General features: G+C 67.5%; 17 protein-coding genes. 13 read left to right on the forward strand and 4 right to left on the reverse strand.

The features are described 5' to 3' along the window. The first annotated feature begins 123 nt into the window (after positions 1–123). Both AC3WUT_RS01635 and AC3WUT_RS01640 read left to right on the forward strand, forming a co-directional pair. Positions 124–1,569 (forward strand): oxygenase MpaB family protein, encoded by a 1,446-nt coding sequence (locus AC3WUT_RS01635; protein ID WP_492345311.1) that lies wholly within the window; start codon positions 124–126, stop codon positions 1,567–1,569. 160 nt (positions 1,570–1,729) lie between these two features. Further along, the gene (locus tag AC3WUT_RS01640) at positions 1,730–4,978 is read left to right on the forward strand and encodes an AAA family ATPase (protein WP_492345312.1); all 3,249 of its coding nucleotides are present in this window, start codon (positions 1,730–1,732) and stop codon (positions 4,976–4,978) included. Here AC3WUT_RS01640 and AC3WUT_RS01645 read toward each other — a convergent pair. After that, positions 4,956–7,124, reverse strand: a complete 2,169-nt coding sequence (locus AC3WUT_RS01645; RefSeq protein WP_492345313.1) for an NAD(P)-binding protein — start codon at positions 7,122–7,124, stop codon at positions 4,956–4,958. The genes AC3WUT_RS01640 and AC3WUT_RS01645 overlap by 23 nt on opposite strands. Positions 7,125–7,333: 209 nt before the next feature. Here AC3WUT_RS01645 and AC3WUT_RS01650 point away from each other — a divergent pair, with 209 nt between their 5' ends. The 11 genes from AC3WUT_RS01650 to AC3WUT_RS01700 all read left to right on the forward strand — a co-directional run bounded on the left by AC3WUT_RS01650 (position 7,334) and on the right by AC3WUT_RS01700 (position 17,441). Next, positions 7,334–7,876, forward strand: a complete 543-nt coding sequence (locus tag AC3WUT_RS01650; protein WP_492345314.1) for a nucleoside deaminase — start codon at positions 7,334–7,336, stop codon at positions 7,874–7,876. Positions 7,877–7,886: 10 nt separating this feature from the next. Beyond that, positions 7,887–8,582, forward strand: a complete 696-nt coding sequence (locus AC3WUT_RS01655) for a TetR/AcrR family transcriptional regulator (protein WP_492345315.1) — start codon at positions 7,887–7,889, stop codon at positions 8,580–8,582. Between the two features lie 145 nt (positions 8,583–8,727). Next, on the forward strand, positions 8,728–9,315 hold the full coding sequence (locus AC3WUT_RS01660; RefSeq protein ID WP_492345316.1) for an NAD(P)H-dependent oxidoreductase: 588 nt from the start codon (positions 8,728–8,730) through the stop codon (positions 9,313–9,315). A gap of 29 nt (positions 9,316–9,344) precedes the next feature. Then, a complete protein-coding gene (locus AC3WUT_RS01665; RefSeq protein ID WP_492345598.1) occupies positions 9,345–10,643 on the forward strand; it encodes an amidohydrolase family protein in 1,299 nt (432 codons plus the stop codon). Then, positions 10,640–11,098, forward strand: coding sequence for a RidA family protein (locus tag AC3WUT_RS01670; RefSeq protein ID WP_492345317.1), 459 nt, complete (start codon positions 10,640–10,642; stop codon positions 11,096–11,098). The genes AC3WUT_RS01665 and AC3WUT_RS01670 overlap by 4 nt, the downstream gene beginning before the upstream one ends. Positions 11,099–11,139: 41 nt before the next feature. After that, complete coding sequence (locus AC3WUT_RS01675; RefSeq protein WP_492345318.1) at positions 11,140–11,988, forward strand: creatininase family protein; 849 nt, start codon at positions 11,140–11,142, stop codon at positions 11,986–11,988. Positions 11,989–12,052: 64 nt separating this feature from the next. Then, positions 12,053–13,063 carry an ABC transporter substrate-binding protein gene (locus AC3WUT_RS01680; RefSeq protein ID WP_492345319.1) on the forward strand — a complete coding sequence of 337 codons (1,011 nt, stop codon included), beginning with the start codon at positions 12,053–12,055 and terminating at the stop codon, positions 13,061–13,063. A gap of 73 nt (positions 13,064–13,136) precedes the next feature. After that, on the forward strand, positions 13,137–13,985 hold the full coding sequence (locus AC3WUT_RS01685) for an ABC transporter ATP-binding protein (protein ID WP_492345599.1): 849 nt from the start codon (positions 13,137–13,139) through the stop codon (positions 13,983–13,985). Beyond that, positions 13,982–14,809 (forward strand): ABC transporter permease, encoded by an 828-nt coding sequence (locus AC3WUT_RS01690; protein WP_492345320.1) that lies wholly within the window; start codon positions 13,982–13,984, stop codon positions 14,807–14,809. Before AC3WUT_RS01685 ends, AC3WUT_RS01690 begins: the two co-directional genes overlap by 4 nt. Before the next feature lie 49 nt (positions 14,810–14,858). Further along, positions 14,859–16,220 carry an FAD-binding oxidoreductase gene (locus AC3WUT_RS01695; protein ID WP_492345321.1) on the forward strand — a complete coding sequence of 454 codons (1,362 nt, stop codon included), beginning with the start codon at positions 14,859–14,861 and terminating at the stop codon, positions 16,218–16,220. 78 nt (positions 16,221–16,298) lie between these two features. Next, positions 16,299–17,441 (forward strand): FIST signal transduction protein, encoded by a 1,143-nt coding sequence (locus AC3WUT_RS01700; RefSeq protein WP_492345322.1) that lies wholly within the window; start codon positions 16,299–16,301, stop codon positions 17,439–17,441. Here the strand turns inward: AC3WUT_RS01700 and AC3WUT_RS01705 are convergent. The 3 genes from AC3WUT_RS01705 to AC3WUT_RS01715 are packed head-to-tail and all read right to left on the reverse strand — an operon-like array spanning position 17,438 to position 20,536. Next, entirely contained in the window at positions 17,438–18,169 is a 732-nt protein-coding gene (locus AC3WUT_RS01705; RefSeq protein WP_492345323.1) for a GntR family transcriptional regulator, read from the reverse strand. The two genes, AC3WUT_RS01700 and AC3WUT_RS01705, sit on opposite strands and share 4 nt — an antisense overlap. A gap of 12 nt (positions 18,170–18,181) precedes the next feature. Beyond that, positions 18,182–18,859 carry a cysteine hydrolase family protein gene (locus AC3WUT_RS01710; RefSeq protein ID WP_492345324.1) on the reverse strand — a complete coding sequence of 226 codons (678 nt, stop codon included), beginning with the start codon at positions 18,857–18,859 and terminating at the stop codon, positions 18,182–18,184. Between the two features lie 60 nt (positions 18,860–18,919). Next, complete coding sequence (locus tag AC3WUT_RS01715) at positions 18,920–20,536, reverse strand: ABC transporter ATP-binding protein (protein ID WP_492345325.1); 1,617 nt, start codon at positions 20,534–20,536, stop codon at positions 18,920–18,922. Positions 20,537–20,567: the final 31 nt, after the last annotated feature.

Consider the following 20,567-nt stretch of genomic DNA (forward strand, 5'->3'; position numbering starts at 1 on the left):
CCTGCCGACATTCCCATCGATTTGAAAGCGCGAAAAGCGTTGAATTCATCGTTGGCGACAGCAATTAACCAGATTGTTCGATTCAATATGATATTTTCGAGCACTGATCTCAAAAAGGATCTCATGGAGTCTTGGAGCAATGAAGCGCTGGATGCCCTGCGGTACGCGGGCGATCCACTGGCGGACGCCACGGTGGCCCGGCTGATGCACGATTGGGTGTCCCCCCCGGCCGGGCCGACTCTGGAGCAGTTGCAGCAGCTCAATCAGGTGCCTCTGGAGCGCCTGAATGCGGCCACGCGCCTGCTGCAACAGATGCCGGTCAATGGTGGCCTGGCCGATTGGCGGCCGCTGCCGCCCCCGGCCTATCCCGATCTGGCCGACGTGCTGGTCGACTATGTGCGGCAGGCCCTGCAGGACTATGACTGGGCGCCGGACCCCCTGGTCAACCAGGCCGAGCAGGTGTTTGCCGAGCTGGGCGTGTTGTCCTGCCTGATTCAATTCTGTGCCAGCCTGCCTGAATGCTATGTGGTGCCCGATTTGTCGGACGTCCTGCATGTGGCGGGCCAGCTGGAGCAGCACACCGACCACCGCATCCGCGCCACCGCCGCCATGATCTTTCCGGTCATGTTGCCGGGGGGGCTGACCTCGGCCAACGGGCGCGGGGTGGGGCAGATCCTCAAGGTGCGTCTGATCCACGCCACCATCCGCCACCTGATCCTGCGCGGGGAACCTCAAGCGGTGCTCGCCTCGGTGCGCAGGGCCGCTGGTACCCCCCAAGGCATGGTGCCACCCCTGTCGTCTCCCACGCCAGTGCAGGGTCTGCAGTCCAGCCTGTTGTCCCATGGCTGGGATCTTCAACAGCACGGCATGCCCTGCAACCAGGAGGAGCTGGGCTACACCTTGCTGACCTTCAGCTACGTCTTTCTGCGCAGCCTGCGTCGCCTGGGGCTCGGGCTCTTGCCCGAGCAGGAGACCGCCTACCTGCATTGCTGGAACCGGGCCGCGCGTCTGCTGGGCGTGAGCGATGCCATGCTGGCCAGCCGCTACGACAGCGCGGCCGAGTTGTTCGCCCTGATCCAGCAACGGGCGCGGGCTGACCGCCCCTTGCCAGACGTGCGCCCCCTGCTGGGTCAAGCACTGGTGGCCAACCTCGAAAGTGTGGTTCCCTTGCGCCTGCTCAAGCCGGTGGGCCCTTTGATGATCCAACATCTGTGCGGTCAGGAGGTGGCGAGCGAGATCGGCGTGATCACCCCGGCGGGTGGTTTGAGCGTGTTGATCTTCAATTTGGGCATGGCGCTCACGCGGGGGCTGGATGCCCTTGTGCGCGTGTTCGTGCCCGGGTTTTCGCTGGCGCGCTTCTTCACCCGTCTGATTGGGCAGCAGTATGTGTGGGCTTTTCTGCTCAGTCAGACACGGCCTCTGGTGTTGCCCACCGAGTTGCTGGGCGAGGTCCATGCCACCCTGAACACCTGGTCGGTCGACCCCAAAGCCCCGCGTTGGCTCAATGCGATCGAACGGTGGGTTCATGGCCCCCGATTGGCCAGCGCGTCCGGTACCACCCAACCATGAAGGTCTTGTTGGCCCGGCCGTCTGTTTTTTGGCTGTCGCCATGTCCTTGAGACGGCCCGTGTCGCGTCCACCAGGAGTTCGTTAGATGTTGTGCATTGCCTGTCACGGCGTGTTGGCCGATGGAGATCCGCAGTGCGCTGGCTGTGGACAGGACCAGCGCATGCGCTGTTCAACCTGTGGCACGCCGGCGGCCGCGACCCATCGGTTCTGTGCCTCGTGCGGTGCCCGACTGAGTTTTCAACTGCAAGGTCAGTCTGACGGAGCGCTGAAAGACTCGGCCGAGAAGCGCCACCTGACCGTGTTGTTCTGTGACCTGGTCGACTCGACGGCCCTGTCTGGGGTGGTCGACGCGGAAGACCTGCGCGAAATCATCCAGGCCTACCAGGCAATTGCGGCCGACATCATCCGCCAGTACGACGGTTACATCGCCCAGTACCTGGGCGACGGTCTGCTGGTGTACTTTGGCTATCCGCGGGCGCACGAGGATTCACCGACACGCGCCTTGCGCGCGGCCGAGGGCATCATCTCCGCGCTGCCCCGCCTGAGTGCCCGCCTGCGCCACATCACCACGCTGGATCTGCAGGTGCGCATCGGCATTCACACCGGCATGGTGGTGGTCGGGCAGGTCGGGGCAGGGGCCCGCCACGAGCGCCTGGCCATCGGCGAAACCCCCAACATCGCAGCCCGCCTGCAGGCCGTGGCCCAAGGCAATGAGGTGGTGGTGTCGGGCAGCACCCATCAGGCCATCCGCGATGCCTTGCCCTGGCAGGCGCTGGGCGAGCTCCACTTGCGCGGGGTGGCCCATCCGGTGGAGGCCTGGCGCCTGTGCCGGCTTGGCGAGTCCGGCACGGTGGGCGGGCCCGGCCCGGCACGGCGTCAGATCGGGCGTGACGGCGAGTTGGGTCAGCTCTTGCAGGACTGGCAACAGGCGCTGCTTGGCCAGCCGCGGATGGTTCTCATCGAGGGCGAGCCCGGGATTGGCAAGTCGCACCTGCTGGCCCAGTTGAGGCAGAAGGCCCGGGGCGATGGTGCCCTGTCGCTCGTGTTGCGCTGCTCGCCGTACCACGCGGCCAGCGAATGGTTTCCGGTGATTGAAGGCATGGAGCGCCTGGCCCAGTTCCAGCCCCAGGACGACGCCCACGAGCGCTACCGCAAGCTGCAGGCCTGCCTGCCCCCCAGCATGGCCGAGCATGAGCAAGACGTGCTGTTGCTGGCCCGGCTGCTCCGGGCGTCTCCCGACGGCCCAGCCGTTGCCTTGAACCTGGCGCCCGCATTGGCCAAGAAGCGCACCGAAGCCGCCGTGCTGCGCTGGTTGAGTCTGGTGGTGCGGCAGCATCCCATGATGCTGGCAATCGAGGACCTGCACTGGGCCGACCCTTCCACCCTGGCGCTCGTCGAATCCCTGGCCGAGCAGATGGCCTCGCAGCGCCTGCTGCTGGTGCTGACCCAGCGCGCTGGCGACAGTGCCCGCTGGGCCCCGACGCCGAGCACCCGACACCTGGTGCTGGACCGCTTGCCCAGCGAGGCGGCCGAAGCCCTGCTGCTGCACTGCATGGGTGGCAAACGCCTGCCCGCCGTGGTGGTAGCCCGGATCATCGAAAACACCGATGGCGTGCCTCTGTTCATCGAGGAGTTCACCCGCACCGTGCTGGAGTCCGATGTGCTGCAAGAGACCCCGGGCGGCTTCGAGTTGCGTGTGGCCCTGCCGGTGGCGCTGATCCCGGACAACCTGCGTGACTCGCTGGCCGCGCGTCTGGACCGGCTCGATGCCGGCCGCGCTGTGGCGCGCCGCGCCTCGGTGATCGGCCGGCGCTTCCGGCGCAGTCTGCTGGCCGCGCTGTGCGGTGCCGACGAGGCGCTGGTCCAGCAAGGGTTGCAGGAGCTGCTGGCGGCAGGCCTGGTGTTCGCCCTGGAGGGCAGCGACCAGGATTTCGAGTTCAAACACGCGCTGGTTCAGGCCGCCGCCTACGACTCGATGCTGCGGCGCGACCGGCTCATGCTGCATGGGCTGCTGGCGGGCGAGCTGCTGCGGCGCGACCCCGGCCTGATGCAGCGCCAGCCCGAGCTGCTGGCCCATCACCACAGCGAAGCCCATCAATGGTCCAAAGCCGTGCAACTGTGGTTGCGCGCCGGGCAGATGGCCCTGGCCCGCTCGGCCAACCACGAGGCGGTGCTGCACCTGCGCGCCGGTCTGGCGCTGGTGGGCCATCTCACGCCAGAAGAGGGGGCTCAGCTCGAACTCAGCCTGTTGAGCACGCTGGCCCCAGCCATCAAGGTCACGCGGGGCTTCACCGCACCCGAGCTGGAAACCTTGTATGCCCGGGTCGAAGCCCTGTGCCAGGTCATGCCGGATCGGCCTGAGATCTTCGTGGCCCTGAATGGCGTCTGGGGGTATCGGCAGGTCAAGGGGCAGCAGGCCGGCCTGGTGCAACTGGCGGAGCAGAACCTGGCCTTTGTGCAACGTGCCGGGGCCCCCACCATGCTGGCCCAGGCCACTTTCTCGGTGGGGGTGTCCCTGCTGTGGACCGGCGATTTCCGGGGTGCCAACGAAACCTTTTTGCGCGCGGTCGAGGTCTACGACCCCGTGCGCGATGCCGAGACCTGTCGCATCTATGGCTCCGACCCGCGCGTAGCCGCCGAATGCTACCGGTCCTATGCCTTGTGGGCGCTGGGCCTCACCGATCAGGCCCAGGCTGCCATCGAGCGAGCCGGGCGCTGGTCGAGTGCGCTGAACCATCCCTTCAGCCAGGCCTGGACCCTGGCCTTCCGCAGTGCCTACAACGTGATGGTTCATGAGCCTGAACGCCTGTTGCAGGAGATCGACCAGCACATCGCCTATTGCCGCGAGGTCGGCCATGTGTTCTGGCTGGCCACCACCACCGCCAGCCGAGGCTGGGCCCTGGCCATGAGCGGCCGCCTGACCGAGGGCATCGAGGCCCTGCGCGCAGCGCTGGCCTTCCAGGGCTCGATTGGCGTCGGCGTCATCCAGCCGCAGTGGCGATGCAAGCTGGCCGAGGCCCTGATGCTGAATGGCCAGTACCAGGATGCCTCCGATGAGATCGAGTCGGCGCTCAAGGCCTGCGAGGCCAACGAGGATTTCTTCTGCCGCATCGAGATCCTGCGCGTTCGGGGCGAGATCGAATGGCGCCGCCACCCTCAAGAGCCCGAACTGGGCTTGGGCCACCTGCGTGCCGGTCTGGAGCTGGCGCTGCGCCTGCACCAGCTGCCCTGGGGGCTGCGCATCGCCACGCAGTTGTGGCGGGCCGCGCAGGCCGGGGGCCCGCCGGCGCCCTGGTTGCCCGAGCTGCTGGCCCAGGTGACCGAAGGTCAGGATACCTGGGTCGTGCGCGAGGCGCGCGCGGCCCTGGCGGCCAGCACCTGCCCGCTCAGCACAGATCCTGCCCTGTAACCCCTTCGTACAGCGGGCGGCCCAGCACGGCGTTGCCAGCCTGCAGCCCGGCCATGGCGGCCGCCTCCACGCAGCCGGCGTTGAAGCCGTTGTCGATCCAGTCGCCCGTGATCACCAGGTTGTCAAAGCCGGTTTCATTGGCCTTGATGCGCGCCGAGGCGCTGCCCGCCACCGACATCACGTAGCGCTCCGAGGGATCGACGTTGGCACGCTGGTAGACCTCGACCACGGCGTCGGCGGGCAGGGCGCCCGCACCGTTCACGGCCTGGGGCCACAGCAGGCGCACGTGCTCGCGGGTCAGCACCTCGGTGGCGGCCTTGACCTTGTCCAGTGCCCGGTGGGGTGTGGCCGCGTCTTGCGGGTCCAGTGGGGGCTCATCCAGTGCGCCGCAGAAGTAGGCGACGTTGCGCGGTGCCTGGCCTTCGGGCCAGATCTCCATGGGCAGCAGGTGGCTCATGTCGGCCCAGCTGTCCAGCGGCTCGATGAAGGAGTCGACGATCGGCGGCGGGGCGGTCCAGCCCAGTTCGGCCAGAGGGGGGCGAAGCCAGAACTGCACGCCCTGGGTGCACACGGTCTTGACCCGGTCGACCATGGTCTGCCAACGCGGCTCGGCCCGGCACAGCTCGTCGCACAGCAAGGGCACGCTGCCCAGTGAGATGCCGAACACCACGGTGTCAAAGTCACGCCCGCGTTGCAGCTCGAACTCGGCTGCGTTGTCCCAGCGGAACCACAGCGACTCCAGGTCCAGGCCCTGTTCGGTCGCGGCCTGGCGCAAGGCCTCGCCCTGGCTCAGTTGGCTGTAGTCGGGCTCGGCCGGCCAGCAGTCCAGGCCTTTCACGTTCACCAGCGGTTGGTAAGGGCTGGGGGTGTCGACCTGGCGGGCCATGCCGATGCGTTCGATGGCGCGGCGGTCCTCCGACAGGCTCAGGCGCTGAACTTTGTGGAAAAAGCGGAACTGCACCCCGCGCTGGGCCAGGGCCTTGTACAGCGGGGTGAAGATGGTGTCGCCCATGCCGGCACGCATCTTCCAGAAGATCGCACCGTTGTAGGTGCAGCACATGCGGAACAGGGTGCGCACCGTGGGGGCCGTGGCGTAGTTGGCGCTGCGTTCGGTGTCCTGACTGTCCCCTTGGTCGAAGGCGAACACAAAGTCGTAGAACAGTCGCAGCAAGGGGTTGACACGGGTGTCCAGGGTGGCGGGCATGGCCCCGTGGCGCCGCAGCCAGACCCGGATCTCCTCGTCCAGCTCGCCCAGCGGCCGGCCTTCCAGCACCTGGTCGATCAGCAGGCCCCGCAACACCGACACCACCAGATCGACCATCAGCAGATGGCGCAGGGCGGCCAGGTCGTCCGGGTCCAGTCGTTCGTACTCATGGGCCACCCAGGTCTGCAGGTGCCCGAGCAGGCTTTCGATCAGTTCGCGCTCGCGCGCCTGGTGTGCCTTGGGGTCTTTGGCCAGGCGGGCCAGCAATTGCTGCAGCAGCACCAGGGCACCCAAGCCAGCGCTGACGGCCACCTCTTCCACTGTCAGGGCCAGCTCCTCGGCCTGCTCCTTGATCCAGCCGATCAGGCCATGGTGATGGATCGGGTGCTCGTTGCGGTACACCCGCGCATGCACCGACTGGCCGGCCTGCCCCAGCAGCAACTGCACCAATTCGGACAGGTAGGACCACAGTGAGGGCAGGGCACCACCTTGCCAGGGCCGTTGGCCGTTGGTGGGCATCTGCATCATCCAGGGCGTGGGGTCGCCGTCGAAGGCTTCGTAAGCCCCCACATAGCTGTGCGGCTCGAAAGCATCCTCGCACCGCAGGAACACGCCCTTGGCGATGCGCGGCGGGGTGTGGCCCACAGCCACGGGTTCGGCGTCGGGGTTCAGCTCGGTCAACGCCTGCTGCATCATGCGAAACGCGTTGTGGTAGAAGCCCAGCCAGATGTGCAGCCCGTGTTCCTCGATGCGCCAATGCGGGGCGCGTCGCCCGCTGGCCCCCTTGCCGCCCAACCGCCAACCCATCTGGTACACCGTGACCTCGTAACGGTCCTGCCAGCCCGGTTCGCTGGTGATCTGGAAGGCGCTGGTCATGGCGCCGACGCCACCTCCCAGAATCGCGATCTTCTGCTTGCCTGAAGCGTTCTGCGCTTTGTTCATGGAGCGTTCTTAATTGTTAATAATGATCATTTTTCCGATCAGCGGCGAGTATCCGGGGACGTTCTGTATGGGGTCAAGTCGTTTTTTGAGGCAGGGCCAGCCTCTGCAGGCCCTGCCGCATGGCATGGGAAATGCATGATCCGGGGCAGGGCAGCGTGCCGTCCGGGCCCGTGCCTTCTGTGTTCCTCTGTCCCCTGGGCCTCCACCTGATGACCTCTGATTCCCCTCTGACAGCCCCTGCTGCTGCCGCTGACCTCTTGCCCACTGAAGTGCTCCTGGATGAGCGCGACGGCCGCTACCTGCGTCAGGCCATTGGTCTGGCCGACCTGGGGCGCTCGCGCGGCAACCGGCCTTTTGGTGCGGTGCTGGTGTCGCCTGAAGGCGAGGTCATGGGCGAAGCCTGGTGCAATACCACCGAAACAGGCGACTGCACCGGGCATGCCGAAACCAGCCTGGTGCGCGCGGTCAGCCCGCGCTACACCCGCGAGGTACTGGCCCAGGCCACCCTGTATTCCTCGGGCGAGCCCTGCGTGATGTGTGCCGGGGCCATCTATTGGTCCAACATCCGGCGCGTGGTGTACGGCATTGACGCCTGGCGTCTGCGTGCCTTCCGGGGCGAACGCCTGGACCAGCGCGATGCCGAGTTGTCATGCCGCGATGTGTTCGAGGCCTCGCCCTATGCCATCGAATGCATCGGCCCAGCGCTGATCGACGAAGCCAGCCGCTCGCACGTCGGCGCCTGGAAGGCTTGACGGGCCTCGCATGAACGCCCAGCCCAAGGCCCTGGACGACACCGGCCCTCAGACCCGACAGCGGCTGGGCCGTGAGCGCACGTTGGCCCTGATCCGTGAGGCGGCGATTGCCGAGTTCAGCCTGCACGGCTTCAAGGGCGCGTCGACCCAGGCGATTGCCGAGCGGGCCGGCCTGACCAAGCCCCAGTTGCACTACTACATCCGGGGCAAAGACGAGTTGTACGAAGAGCTGCTGGGCTCGGTGCTGGCCGGCTGGAGCAACGCCTTCGTGTTTGACGGCAATGCCGACGAGCCGCGCGAGGTGCTGCGGGAATACGTGCGCCGCAAGCTGGACTACGCGCTGGACAACCCCGGCCTGTCGCGCATCTTCACCAGCGAGGTGCTGGCCGGCGGACGCAAGCTGGGGCGCTACTGGCCGGTAGCACGCCAGTCCACTGACGACAAGGTGGCCGTCATCGAACGCTGGATGTCCCGGGGGCTGATCCGCCCCCTCAACCCACGCGTGCTGCTGATGCAGATCTGGGGCATGACCCAGCATTACGCCGACTACGGCGTGCAGGTGCGGGTGATGCTCGGGCTGGCGCCCGATGCACCGATCGAACGCGAGCCCATCGTGCATGAACTCACCAATTTCGTGCTGCTGGGCTGCGGACTGCCCGCGGATGACGCAGCGGTGCATCGCCCTGGGGCATCCGGGCCTGCTTGACCCGGGTCATGCCCGCTGCCACCTCGAATTCAGCCTGGCACAGGCTTTGCAAGTGATTTGACCGATTGATCAAATCAAACGGTCAACTTTCAGCCGATGGGGTCTTGCTGGGGTTGATGCCTTCGCCACGAAAGGGGAGAAGTCGATGCGGATTCTGGTGATTTATGCCCACCCGGTGGAGACCAGCTTCAATGCGGCGCTGCACCGCCAGGTGCTGGAAAGCCTGCGGCAGGCGGGCCATGAGGTCGATGACTGCGATCTGTACGCGGAAGAGTTCAATCCGGTGATGTCGCGCGAAGAGCGGCTGGGCTACCACGAGGTGCCGCACAACCAACGCCCGGTGCAACGCTATGTAGACCGCCTGATGTGGGCCGAGGCCCTGGTGTTCTGCTTTCCGACCTGGTGCTTCGGCTTGCCGGCCATCCTCAAGGGCTTTTTTGACCGGGTGCTCATGCCCGGCGTGGCGTTCGACATCAGCGACCCGCAGAACGTCAAGCCCTCGCTCACCCACATCCGGCACATCTCGGCCGTGGTCACCTATGGCCGCCCGCGCTGGACGGCGCTGCTGATGGGCGACCCGCCGCGCAAGGTGATCTCTCGCTACCTGCGCCTGCTCACTGGAGGTGGGGCCAAGGTCAGCTACCACGCCCACTACCACATGAATGTGGCCACCCCGAAGACGCTGGAGGCCTTCAAGGCCCGTGTCGGCCAGGCCATGAGGCGCTTCGCATGAATCTCTCCGATCTGAATCCATCCGTCCCGATGGCCGCTGTGGGCCAGGGCGATGCACTGCCGGCCCTGGGCGGAGCGCGCCTGCCGGCCTGGGCGTTGCCGGCCGACTGGCCGCGCAGCCAGGGCCTGCCCGCGCTGGCCGATGTGCTGCTGGAGGGCGGGCGCATCAGCGCTGTTCGCCCCCAAGGCAGTGGGCCTTTGCCCCCAGGCGCCTGGGCCCTGGGCGGCGCGCCCGTGTTGCCGGGGCTGGTGGATGCCCACACCCACCTCGACAAGGCCTTCACCCTGTCGCGCATGGGGCAAGTCCAGCCCGGTCTGTTGGGCGCCATCGAGGCCATGATGGCCGACCGCGCCCACTGGAGCGTCGAGGACGTGCGCCAGCGCGCCAGCCAGGGCCTGCAATGGGCCCATGCCGCCGGGGTGGTGCACCTGCGCACCCACTGCGACTGGTGGGAGCCCGAGGTCACGCCCGTGGCCTGGCCCGTGTTGCGCGAACTGGCCGAAGACTGGCGCGGCCGGCTGCAGCTTGACCGCGTCAGCCTGATCCCGCTGCACCTGTTTGCCGAACTCGACACCGCGCTCTCGCTGGCGGCCCGGGTGGCGGCCTCTGGGCCCGGGGCCTGCCTCGGAGGGTTTGTGCACAGCACCAACTGGAACCCGCAGGCCCTGCGCCACCTGCTGATGGCGGCCCGCCAGCACGATCTGGACGTGGACCTGCATGTGGACGAAGAATTGCACGCCGAGGCTCAGGGGCTGGCCCACGTCGCCGAGCTGGTGCCGGCCCTGGGCCTGCAAGGCCGGGTGGTGTGCGGCCACACCTGTGCCCTGGCCGCCATGCCCGAGGAGCGGGCGCTGCCCATCCTCGACGCGGTGGCCCGCGCCGGCCTGACCCTGGTCACCCTGCCCATCACCAATCTGTTGCTGCAGGACGCCGTCACCGGGCGCACGCCGCGCCAGCGCGGGCTGACGCTGGTGAAAGAGGCGAGGGCGCGCGGCATCCCGCTGCTGCTGGCCAGCGACAACGTGCAAGACCCGTTCTGTCCGCTGGGCAGCTTCGACCCGCTGGAGGCCTTTGCCACCGGCGTGGCCATGGGCCAATGGGCCCAGGCGTCCCAGGCCTTCGACGACTGGACCGACACCTTGTGCCGCCGCGACTGGCTGGCGCGCGCCGGCTCAGCCCGCCCCTGGGGCGTGGGCAGCCCGGCTGACCTGCTGATCTTTCCCGAGGCCAACGCCTGGGGCTTTCCCTCGCGCACAGCCCGGCGGGTGGTGCTGCGCGAAGGCCGGCGCCTGGCTGCGCCCCACCCATTGCAAGAGGTCGCACCATGAGCCCGCAAGCCACCATCGCCCAACCCCTGGCCCGCTATGCCGCCTGGCGCCGTGCCGGTGATTTCATCTTCCTGTCGGGGGTGATTGCGGTCGAGCCGGCAGAACAGAAGATCGTGCGCGGCTTTGGCGACATCCCGGACGAGGCGGCCGAACTCATCGGCCGCACCGGTGAGTTCTCCAGCGATTACAAGGACGGCCCCATCCTGGCCCAGAGCTGGTTTGTGCTCGACCGCATCCGCCTGACCGTCGAGGCTGCGGGCGGCCAGATGAGCGATGTGTTCAAGCTGGTCCAGTACTTCAAGTGTCTGGATGACTTTCCGCGCTACAGCCGCGTGCGCCGGCTGTTTTTCCCGGGCGAGCCGCCGGCCTCCACCGTGGTCGAGGTCAGCGGCATGTTGCCCAGCCCCGACATCGTGATCGAGGTCGAGGCCACGGCCTACCTGCCACTTCGCTGAACCGAAGCGTCGAACCCAAGCGTCGAACCCAAGGACTGCCCATGCTGCACGGTTACAACCCGCCCCAACGCTACCTGCCTTACCTGAGCTGGCGCCAGATCGCCGACCTGCCCGACCCGGCCAACACGGTCATCGTGTTGCCCACCGGCGCCACCGAGCAGCACGGGCCGCACCTGCCGTGTGCCGTGGATTCGGTGATTGCCGCCGGCGTGGTGGGCCACGCACTGGCCCGCCTGAGCCCCTCGGTGCCAGCCTATGCCATGGCCCCCATCACCTACGGCAAGAGCGAAGAGCACCTGCACTTTCCCGGCACCATGACCTTGAGTGGCGAGACCCTGCTGGCCACCATGAACGAGGTGGGCGAATCGGTGTACCGGGCCGGCTTTCGCAAGCTCCTGATCGTCAATGGCCACGGCGGCCAGCCCCAGGTGATGGAGATGGCGGCGCGCGAGCTGCGCCTGCGCCACGGTGACTTCATCGTGGTGCCCAGCTTCACCTGGCGCGTGCCCCATGTGGCGGGGCGCTACCTGTCGGAGCGCGAAAAGAAGCTGGCCATGCATGCCGGCCATGCCGAAACCGCACTCATGCTGGCGCTGGCGCCCGAAACGGTGGACATGTCGCGGGCGGTCTGCAACTACCCGCCCGAGTTTCCCTCGCGCCTGCTGTCGCCCGACGGCCGACCTGCCTGCGCCTGGAGCGCACGCGACTTCGGCCCCAGCGGGGTCATCGGTGACCCCTTGCCGGCCACGGCCGAGCAGGGCCAGGCCATCCTCGACTCACTGGCCGAGAGCTGGGCCCAGGCCATCACCGAGCTGCACGAGCTGAGCTGGGCACCGCGTGCCGAGCCCACCTGGGGTCGTGCCCAACACAGCGGGCACATCGAGGCCTGATGCCTGAGCCCTGCGCACCTCATTCCGTTCACCCCTGTCTCAACCCTTCCACTGGAGCTATGCCATGACCTTCTCTGCCGTGTCGTCCACTCTTCGCCGCCTGCGCCCGCTGGCCTTGGCCAGCCTGGCCCTGTGCGCCCTGGGTTCCGGTGCCGTGCGGGCCGATGAGCCCTTTGTGTACATGACCAACTGGTATGCCCAGGCCGAGCATGGCGGCTTCTACCAGGCCCTGGCCACCGGCCTGTACAAGAAGGCCGGCCTCGATGTGAGCATCAAGATGGGCGGCCCCCAGGTCAATGTGGTGCAGATCATGGCCGCCGGTCAGGCCGACTGCGTGATGGGCTCCAGCGACCTGCAGATGGTGCAGATCCGCGAAGGCGGCGTGCCCGTGGTCAACGTGGCCGCCCTGTTCCAGAAAGACCCGCAGGTGCTGATCGCGCATGAGGACGTGAAGAAGTTCGAAGACCTCAAGGGCAAGACCATCCTGATCGCGGGCTCGGCCCAAAAGGGCTTTTGGCCCTGGCTCAAGGCCAAGTACGGTTTCACCGATGCCCAGACCCGCCCCTACACCTTCAACATCCAGCCCTTTGTGGCCGACAAGAACACGGCCCAGCAGGGCTACCTGACCAGCGAGCCTTTCGCCATCCAGAAGGCCGGTGTCAAGGCCAACACCCTGATGTTCAGCGACCACGGCTTCCCGGCCTATGCCACCACCATCTCGTGCATGGACAAGACCACCCAGACCCGCAAAAAAGCCGTGGCTGCCTTTGTGAAGGCCTCCATTGAGGGCTGGAAGAGCTACCTGGCCGATCCGGCGCCTGGCAACGCCCTGATCAAGAAGGACAACCCGCAGATGACCGATGAGCAGTTGGCCTACAGCGTCAGCAAGCTCAAGGAAACCGGCATGGTGGGGGGCGGCGATGCAGCCAAACTGGGCATCGGGGTGATGACCGACACGCGCATCAAGGCCAGCTATGACTTTCTGGTCAGCACCCAGTTGATCGACCCGGCCAAGGTCAAGATGAACGAGGCCTACAGCACCGAGTTCGTCAAGGACGTGAAGGTACTGCCTTGATCCTGCTGCCTTGACCCGTGCTGACCACGGCCTGCGACTGCTCACAGGCCGCTTCGACCCCGAAAGCCCCGCCATGAAACCCGACCCCAGTCGCCTGCCGTCCGCGCCTCGGCCCCCCGTCGTCGATCCGGCCCCCGTGCCCGAGGTGCCCGCCGTTGACATTCTGTCGGCCGAGAAAATCTACCCCAACGGGACCCGGGCCCTGTTGCCGGTGGATCTGAGCCTGCGCGAGGGCGAATTCGTGACCCTGTTGGGGCCCTCGGGCTGCGGCAAGAGCACTTTGCTGAAGATGGTGGCCGGCCTGCTGGAGCCCAGCGACGGGCGCCTGCTGTTGTGGCGCAAGCCCGTGGCCGAGCTGACCCAGACCGGGCGCCGCATGGCCTTTGTGTTCCAGTCGCCCACCCTGATGCCCTGGGCCACGGTGCGCAGCAACGTGCGCCTGCCCCTGGACCTGGCCGGTGTGCCCCGCGCCGAGGCCGAGGCCCGCGTGAGCGAGGTGCTGGCCCTGGTGGGGTTGTCCCAGTTCGACCGGGCCTTGCCCCGGGCCCTGTCGGGCGGCATGCAGATGCGGGTGTCAATTGCCCGCGGGCTGGTCACCGAGCCCGATCTGCTGTTGATGGATGAGCCTTTCGGCGCGCTCGACGAGATCACCCGCCACAAGCTCGACGCCGACCTGCTGGAGCTGTGGCGCAAGAAGAAGCTCACCGTGATCTTCGTCACCCATTCGATCCACGAGGCGGTGTTTCTGTCGAGCCGCGTCGTCATGATGGCGGCCCGCCCCGGCCGGGTGGTAGAGCAGTTTTTCATCGACGAGCCGCACCCGCGGGCGGCCGACTTCATGGTCTCACCGCAGTTCAGCCAATACGCCCGTCAGTTGCAGGACAGTCTGTTGCGCGCCAGCGCCGAGGAGACCCAGCCATGAGCTCGATCGTCCCCGCCCCCAAGGCCCCTGTGGCCTGGCTGCACCGCCCCGAGGTGCAGCGCGTGGTGTACCCGCTGCTGGTGGGCCTGTTCCTGCTGGCCCTTTGGCAGGGCCTGGTCAGCGGGCTGGAGCTGCCGCCCTATCTGGTGCCCTCGCCGGGCCTGATGCTGCAGACCCTGATCAAGGATTGGGCCACCCTGGGCCTGGCCTTGTGGGTCACCCTCAAGATCACGCTGTTCGCCTTCGTCCTGGCCGTGGTGGTGGGCGTGTTGATCTCCTTCCTGTTTGTGCAGAGCCGCCTGATCGAGACCGCCTTGTTTCCCTACGCGGTGCTGCTGCAGGTGACCCCCATCGTGGCAGTGGCCCCGCTGATCATCATCTGGGTGCGCGATGCCACGCTGTCGATGGTGATCTGCGCCGCCCTGGTGGCGCTGTTTCCGATCATCAGCAACACCACGCTGGGCCTGCGCAGCGTCGAGCCCGATCTGCAGAACTACTTCCGGCTCAACCATGCCACGCGCTGGCAGTCGCTGGTGCGCCTGCGCATCCCCAGTGCCTTGCCGTATTTCTTCGGTGGCCTGCGCATCTCCAGCGGCCTGGCCCTGATCGGCGCGGTGGTGGCTGAGTTCGTGGCCGGCACCGGCGGCAGCGGCGCCGGGCTGGCCTACCAGATCCTGCAGGCAGGCTTCCAGCTCAACATCCCGCGCATGTTTGCGGCGCTGCTGTTGATTTCGTTGACCGGCGTGGCGCTGTTTGCGCTGATGGCCTGGCTGAGCCGGCGGGCCCTCAGCGGCTGGCACGCCAGTGAAACCGCCCACGAGTGACCCTTTTCCTGTCCCTGACGTCCATCCCCCGCCTTCCGGAGACCTGACCATGACCGCCTCCAGCCTGAGCGCTGCCGAACTGCCCGACCAACTGCCCCAGATCGACTGGATCACCGACCCCTCACGGGTGGCCCGCCTGTCGCAGGACTTTGCCTGGTTCAGCCCTGTGCTCAAGCGCGAGCTGGGCGGCAAGGTGGGCGAGGTCGTGGTGCGCCCGCGCACCGAGGACGAGATACGCCAGGTGGTGTCGCTGTGCGCGCGCCAGGGCGTGCCCGTCACGGTGCGCGGCAGCGGCACTGGCAACTACGGCCAGAGCACACCGCTGTCGGGCGGCGTGGTGCTGGACCTGAGCGCCTACAACGGCTTCATGTGGTGCCGCGACGGTGTGGGCCGGGCCCAGGCCGGCATCCGCCTGGCCGATTTCGACCAGCGCAGCCAGCCCTTGGGCTGGGAGCTGCGCTGGCTGCCTTCCACTTACCGCAGTGCCACCCTGGGCGGCCTGTTCGGCGGCGGCTTTGGCGGGGCCGGCTCCATCACCTGGGGCCCACTCGCCGCCAGCGGCAATGTGCTGGGGGTGCGGGTGATGTCGGTCGAGCCCGAGCCGCAGATCACCGAGCTGCGTGGCGAAGACGCCATGTTGCTGCACCACACCTATGGCACCAACGGCATCGTGCTGGAGCTGGAGGTGGCCCTGGCCCCGGCCACGCCCTGGGTGGAATGCATCGCGGTGTTTGATGATTTCGAGGGCGGGCTGCGCTTTGCCAGTGAATTCGGGGCGGCACCCGGGCTGCTCAAGAAGGAGGTGTGCTTTCTGGGCGCACCGATCCCGGACTATTTCGTCAACCTGGCCGAGCACCTGCCGGCCGGCAGCCACGCCGTGCTGCTGATCCTGGCCCCGGCGGCCGAGGCCGGCATGCAAGCCCTGCTGGCGCGCCATGGCGGGCGCATCAGCTACCGCAAGACCGCCGAGGAAGTGGCCGACAGCCACCGCACGCTGCTTGAGTACACCTGGAACCACAGCACCCTGCACGCGCTCAAGGTGGACAAGGGGCTCACCTACATCCAGAGCGGCTTCGACCCGGGTCGCCACCTGGCCCAGGTGCTGGCCCTGGAGCAGGCCCTGGCCGGCGAGGTGATGACCCACCTGGAGTTCTTGCGCACCAAGGAGGGCGTCTTCACCTGCAGTGGGCTGCAGATCATCCGCTACAGCACCGAGGAACGCCTCAACGCCATCATGCAGATCTACCGCGACCATGGCGTGTTCATCAACAACCCGCACGTCTTTGTGGTGGAGGACGGCAAGCAGGCTGGCAAGCTGGCCGAGGGGGTGCTGGAGATGAAGCACCGCTTCGACCCGCAAGGACTGCTCAACCCAGGCAAGCTGCGCAGCTGGGCGCCGGCGACGCCGTAAGCCTGGAGGCTTGAAATCGCAGGGCAAGGTCGGGCCGCGTGTGAAAATAGGCGGTCTTGCCTGTACCCCGCCGTACCCATGTTTGCCGCCCAGCACCTGACCTCCGCCGATCTCCACGACCTGTCTGCCACGCTCTCGGCCTGGCAGGCCCGCTGGCCTGACATGGGCGTGTTGGCCCTGGTGCCTGAAGCCTTGGCCGCCTGTGTGCCCGATCTGCAGGCCCAATGCCGCGGGCGGGGCGTGCCCTTGGTGGGGGCTGTGTTTCCCAGCCTGCTCACCGCCCACGGCTTTGTCGCCGATCAGGTGCTGCTCCTGTGCCTCGCTCCGATGCCGCCCTGGCTGTTCCAGACCGTGCTCGACGAGGCGGGTCGCGAGGCCTGGTACGAAGCGGTTCGCTTCATGCAGGCCACCCAGCCCGCCCAGGCCGGCGCCGAACCGCTGTTGTTCATGATTTTTGACGGCATGTTGCCCAACGTGGGTTCGCTGGTGGAAGAGCTTCACATGTCGCTGGAGCAGCCCTTGCGCTATTCAGGCGTGAACGCGGGCAGTGAGACCTTCCAACCCATGGCCTGCCTGTTCGATGCCGAGCGGCAGGCTGGCATGGGCGTGATCTGTCTGCTGCTGCCCCCGGCGGCGGAGGCCTTGACCCGCCATGGCTACCCGATCAGCCGCGCGCTGATGACCGCGACCTCGGGCCAGGGCAACCGCATCGACACCATCGATCACCGGCCGGCCTTCGATGTCTACCAGCAGCTGATCCTGGCGGAATACGGCGTGCACCTGACACGCGAGAACTTCTACGACTACGCCGTGCATTTCCCTTTCGGCCTGGTGACGATGGTGGATGTGCTGGTGCGCATCCCGGTGGCCCTGGGCGATGACGGCTCGCTGATCTGCGTAGGCGAGATCCCGCCCAACACCTTGATGCGCCTGCTGCGCGCCCCCGAGGCCGGGCAGGGCACGGCCGTGACCGAACTCGCCAACTTTGTGGCCGAACGCCAGGCCGGATCGTCCCCACGCAGCTGGCTGCATTTCTACTGTGCCGGGCGCCGCCTGCACCTGGGTGAGCAGGCGCTGCAAGAGCTGAAAGGTCTGCAACAGCAGAGCGGGCCGATGGCGCTGATGGGCGCACTGACCCTGGGCGAAATCGACACCTTGGACGCGGTGGGCCTGCCGCGCCTGCCTCGTTTTCACAACGCCTGCCTGGTGGCCCTGGGCTAAGGCCCCGGCGGCGTCGACGCGGCCCGGGCCAGGTGGACCTGGTGCAGGGTGATCTTGCGCACCTCGGCCTGGCTGGTCTGGATGTGGGCGCGCAACAGCATCACGGCCTGGTCACTGCGGTGCGAGCGAATGGCGCTCAGGATCTTGCCGTGCTCTTCGTAGGTGGCGGCAATCCGGTCCTGCTTGGTGAAATCCAGTCGGCGGATGATGCGGATGCGCTCGGTCACCTCCCGGTGCACGCGGGCCATCTCGCGGTTGCCGGCGGCCTCGACCAGGGCGCAGTGAAAAGCCTCATCCCAGCGCGACACCTCGGTGCCGTCGTGGCTGCGTTCGGCCTCCGGGACCAGCCAGATGCCTTCGAGCTGGCGCAGCAAGGCCTGGTCCACCTTCTCGTCACCCGAGCACAGGCGCTGCACGGCGGTTGATTCCAGCACCTGACGCAGGTCGTACAGCTGCTCGAACTGCTCGAAATCAAACGGCAGCACCCGCCAGCCACTGCGAAACTGCACCTCGACATAGCCTTCCTGCTGCAGCCGGACCAGGGCCTGGCGCACCGGCGTGCGCGAGACCTGCAACCGCTCGCACAGCTCGTTTTCGGAGAAGCGGTCGCCGGGCACCAGTTGGAAGCCCGCGATGTCGGCCTTGAGCTGATCGTAGACGTCGTCGGCGCGCGAACGGCGGGCGGGAGCGCGGTGAGCGCGGGGAATCTGTTGACCTGTGGTGTGCACGGCAGGACTGTATCAGGCTGACATGCCCAGCAGGCCGAGCAGGGCGGCACTGGGCGCGACCCAGCCCACGATGGCGCCCTGGGCGCTCACCATGTCCAGGGTGGCTGCCTTGAAGGCGGCAAAGTAGCTTTCGGTGCAGTCTTCCAGCAACAGGCAGTCGTAGCCGCGATCATTGGCCTCGCGCAGGCTGGTCTGGACGCAGACCTCCGTGGTCACGCCCATCACGATCAGGTGGCTGATGCCGCGCTGTTGCAGCCGCTCATGCAGTCCGGTGGCATAAAAAGCGCCTTTGCCGGGTTTGTCGATCTCGATTTCGCCGGGCAGTGGGGCCAGCTCGGGGATGATCTGGTTGCCGGGTTCTCCGGCCACCAGGATGCGTCCCATCGGACCTGGGTCGCCGATGCGCAGGCGTGGCTGGCCCCGCAGGCGCTTGGCGGGCGGGCAGTCGCTGAGGTCGGGGCGATGGGCTTCGCGCGTGTGCACGACACAGGCGCCCAGGTCGCGCCAGGCCTGCAGCACGGCCTGGCAGGCCGGCACGATGGCCTGCAGCAGGCTCACGTCGTTGCCCAGTGATTCGCCAAATCCCCCGGGTTCCACGAAATCGCGTTGCATGTCGATGATCAACAGGGCGGTGTGGGCCGGGTCGAACACGTAGTCGAAGGGTCGGGCGGCAAGGGTGAGGGTGCTCATGGTGGGCTCCGTGCGGATGGAATGGGGGGCAGGGGAGAGGCGTGACGGGAGGGCGGTCCCTCAATGGGCACCGCCGCCCATGTGGGCCCCCAACTGAAGTCGGTCGGCCCCCGCGGCAGCGGTTTCGTAAACGATGCGGCCCTCGCTCATCACCACCACCCGGTCCGCCAGCTCAAGCAGTTCGTCCAGGTCTTCGCTGACCAACAGCACGGCACCGCCACGCTCGCGCACCTGCAGGATGCGTTGGTGGATCTCACGCACGGCGGCAAAATCCAGGCCGAACACCGGGTTGGCCGCCATCAGCACCTGGATGTCGCCGGCCAGTTCGCGGGCCAGCACGGCCCGCTGCACATTGCCGCCTGACAGGCTCTTGATGGGGGCGTTTTCACTGCGGGTCTTGACGCCGTAGGCCGCAATCCAGTCGCGTGCGCGCTGGCGCCACAGGTGCGGCCTCAGCCAGCCGTGGCGGCTCAGCGGGGGCTGGTCGAAGTCGCGCAAGGCCATGTTCTGCGCCACGCTGAGTTCGCCGACGCAGGCGTTGCGCAGCGGCTCTTCGGGCAGGCTGCGCACCCGCAGGCGGCGGGTCTCTTCGCGCCGGGCGTGATAGGCCTGGCCTGCCACCAGAACGCTGCCCGCAGTGCGTGCACGCTGGCCCACCAGGGCCTCGACCAGTTCGCGCTGGCCGTTGCCGGACACCCCGGCCACCCCCAGGATCTCACCCGCCCGCACCTGCAGGCTCAGGTCGTGCACGGCGGGCAGGCCTCGGTCGCCGGGTGCCTGCAGGCCCCGTACTTCTAGGGCCACCGGGGCATCGGCCGCCAGCGGGCGGCGGGGGGCGGTTTCGGACAGGCCGCCGGCGGGCGCGTCAGGCGGGCTCTCGGCCTCGCCCATCATGGCGCGGGCCAGCCGGGCCGGGCTGGTGTCACCCACTTCGGCGTGCAGCACGGCCTGGCCGCGGCGCAGCACCGACACGGCATCGGCATAGGCCATCACCTCGCGGAACTTGTGCGTGATGATCAGCACCGTGCACAGGCGCTGGCGTGCCAGTTCCCGCACATGGCCCAGGACTTCGTTGGCCTCTTGTGGGGTCAGCACCGAGGTGGGTTCGTCCAGGATCAGCAGGCGCGGGCGCAGGTACAACTGCTTGAGCAGTTCCAGCTTCTGCTTTTCGCCGGCCGCCAGTTCGGCTGGCCGGGCATCCAGGTCCAGCCGGAACGGTGTGGATTCGATGAAGCGCTTGAGCTCGCCACGGCGCTCGTGCCAGTGGATCAGGCCCGGCACCTGACCGCCAGCCAGCAGCAGGTTTTCGGCCACGCTCATGCCCGGGGCCAGCGTGAAGTGCTGATACACCATGCCGATGCCCAAGGCCCGGGCGACCACGGGGTTGCTGATGGCCTGTTCGCGTCCGTCAATCAGCACGCTGCCCTCTTCGGCACGCTGGAAGCCGGCCACACATTTCACCAGCGTGCTCTTGCCCGCGCCGTTTTCACCCAGCAGGGCGTGCACGCTGCCGGCGGCCACCTTCAGGTCCACGCTGTCCAGAGCGGTGAAGGCGCCAAAGCGCTTGGTGAGCCGGTAGGTGTCCAGCGCCAGGGCGCCGGTGCCTGCGGGCAGCGCCCCGATGGGGTGTGGGTGCTGGTGCTGGCCAGACAAAGGGGTTGGGGTGGTGCCGGGCATGGTGGGCTCCTGGGGGCTTGAGGACGTCAAG

This window comes from Curvibacter sp. EU05-FHT14A10, from assembly GCF_058791075.1.

Excerpts from the sequence above, each read along its gene's own strand:
- AC3WUT_RS01710 (WP_492345324.1), bottom strand. The coding sequence starts at position 18,859 with ATGAGCACCCTCACCCTTGCCGCCCGACCCTTCGACTACGTGTTCGAC.
- AC3WUT_RS01665 (WP_492345598.1), top strand. The coding sequence starts at position 9,345 with ATGGCCGCTGTGGGCCAGGGCGATGCACTGCCGGCCCTGGGCGGAGCG.
- AC3WUT_RS01675 (WP_492345318.1), top strand. The coding sequence starts at position 11,140 with ATGCTGCACGGTTACAACCCGCCCCAACGCTACCTGCCTTACCTGAGC.
- AC3WUT_RS01660 (WP_492345316.1), top strand. The coding sequence starts at position 8,728 with ATGCGGATTCTGGTGATTTATGCCCACCCGGTGGAGACCAGCTTCAAT.
- AC3WUT_RS01645 (WP_492345313.1), bottom strand. The coding sequence starts at position 7,124 with ATGAACAAAGCGCAGAACGCTTCAGGCAAGCAGAAGATCGCGATTCTG.
- AC3WUT_RS01640 (WP_492345312.1), top strand. The coding sequence starts at position 1,730 with ATGCGCTGTTCAACCTGTGGCACGCCGGCGGCCGCGACCCATCGGTTC.
- AC3WUT_RS01650 (WP_492345314.1), top strand. The coding sequence starts at position 7,334 with ATGACCTCTGATTCCCCTCTGACAGCCCCTGCTGCTGCCGCTGACCTC.
- AC3WUT_RS01685 (WP_492345599.1), top strand. The coding sequence starts at position 13,137 with ATGAAACCCGACCCCAGTCGCCTGCCGTCCGCGCCTCGGCCCCCCGTC.
- AC3WUT_RS01700 (WP_492345322.1), top strand. The coding sequence starts at position 16,299 with ATGTTTGCCGCCCAGCACCTGACCTCCGCCGATCTCCACGACCTGTCT.
- AC3WUT_RS01695 (WP_492345321.1), top strand. The coding sequence starts at position 14,859 with ATGACCGCCTCCAGCCTGAGCGCTGCCGAACTGCCCGACCAACTGCCC.
- AC3WUT_RS01670 (WP_492345317.1), top strand. The coding sequence starts at position 10,640 with ATGAGCCCGCAAGCCACCATCGCCCAACCCCTGGCCCGCTATGCCGCC.
- AC3WUT_RS01680 (WP_492345319.1), top strand. The coding sequence starts at position 12,053 with ATGACCTTCTCTGCCGTGTCGTCCACTCTTCGCCGCCTGCGCCCGCTG.
- AC3WUT_RS01715 (WP_492345325.1), bottom strand. The coding sequence starts at position 20,536 with ATGCCCGGCACCACCCCAACCCCTTTGTCTGGCCAGCACCAGCACCCA.
- AC3WUT_RS01690 (WP_492345320.1), top strand. The coding sequence starts at position 13,982 with ATGAGCTCGATCGTCCCCGCCCCCAAGGCCCCTGTGGCCTGGCTGCAC.
- AC3WUT_RS01635 (WP_492345311.1), top strand. The coding sequence starts at position 124 with ATGGAGTCTTGGAGCAATGAAGCGCTGGATGCCCTGCGGTACGCGGGC.
- AC3WUT_RS01655 (WP_492345315.1), top strand. The coding sequence starts at position 7,887 with ATGAACGCCCAGCCCAAGGCCCTGGACGACACCGGCCCTCAGACCCGA.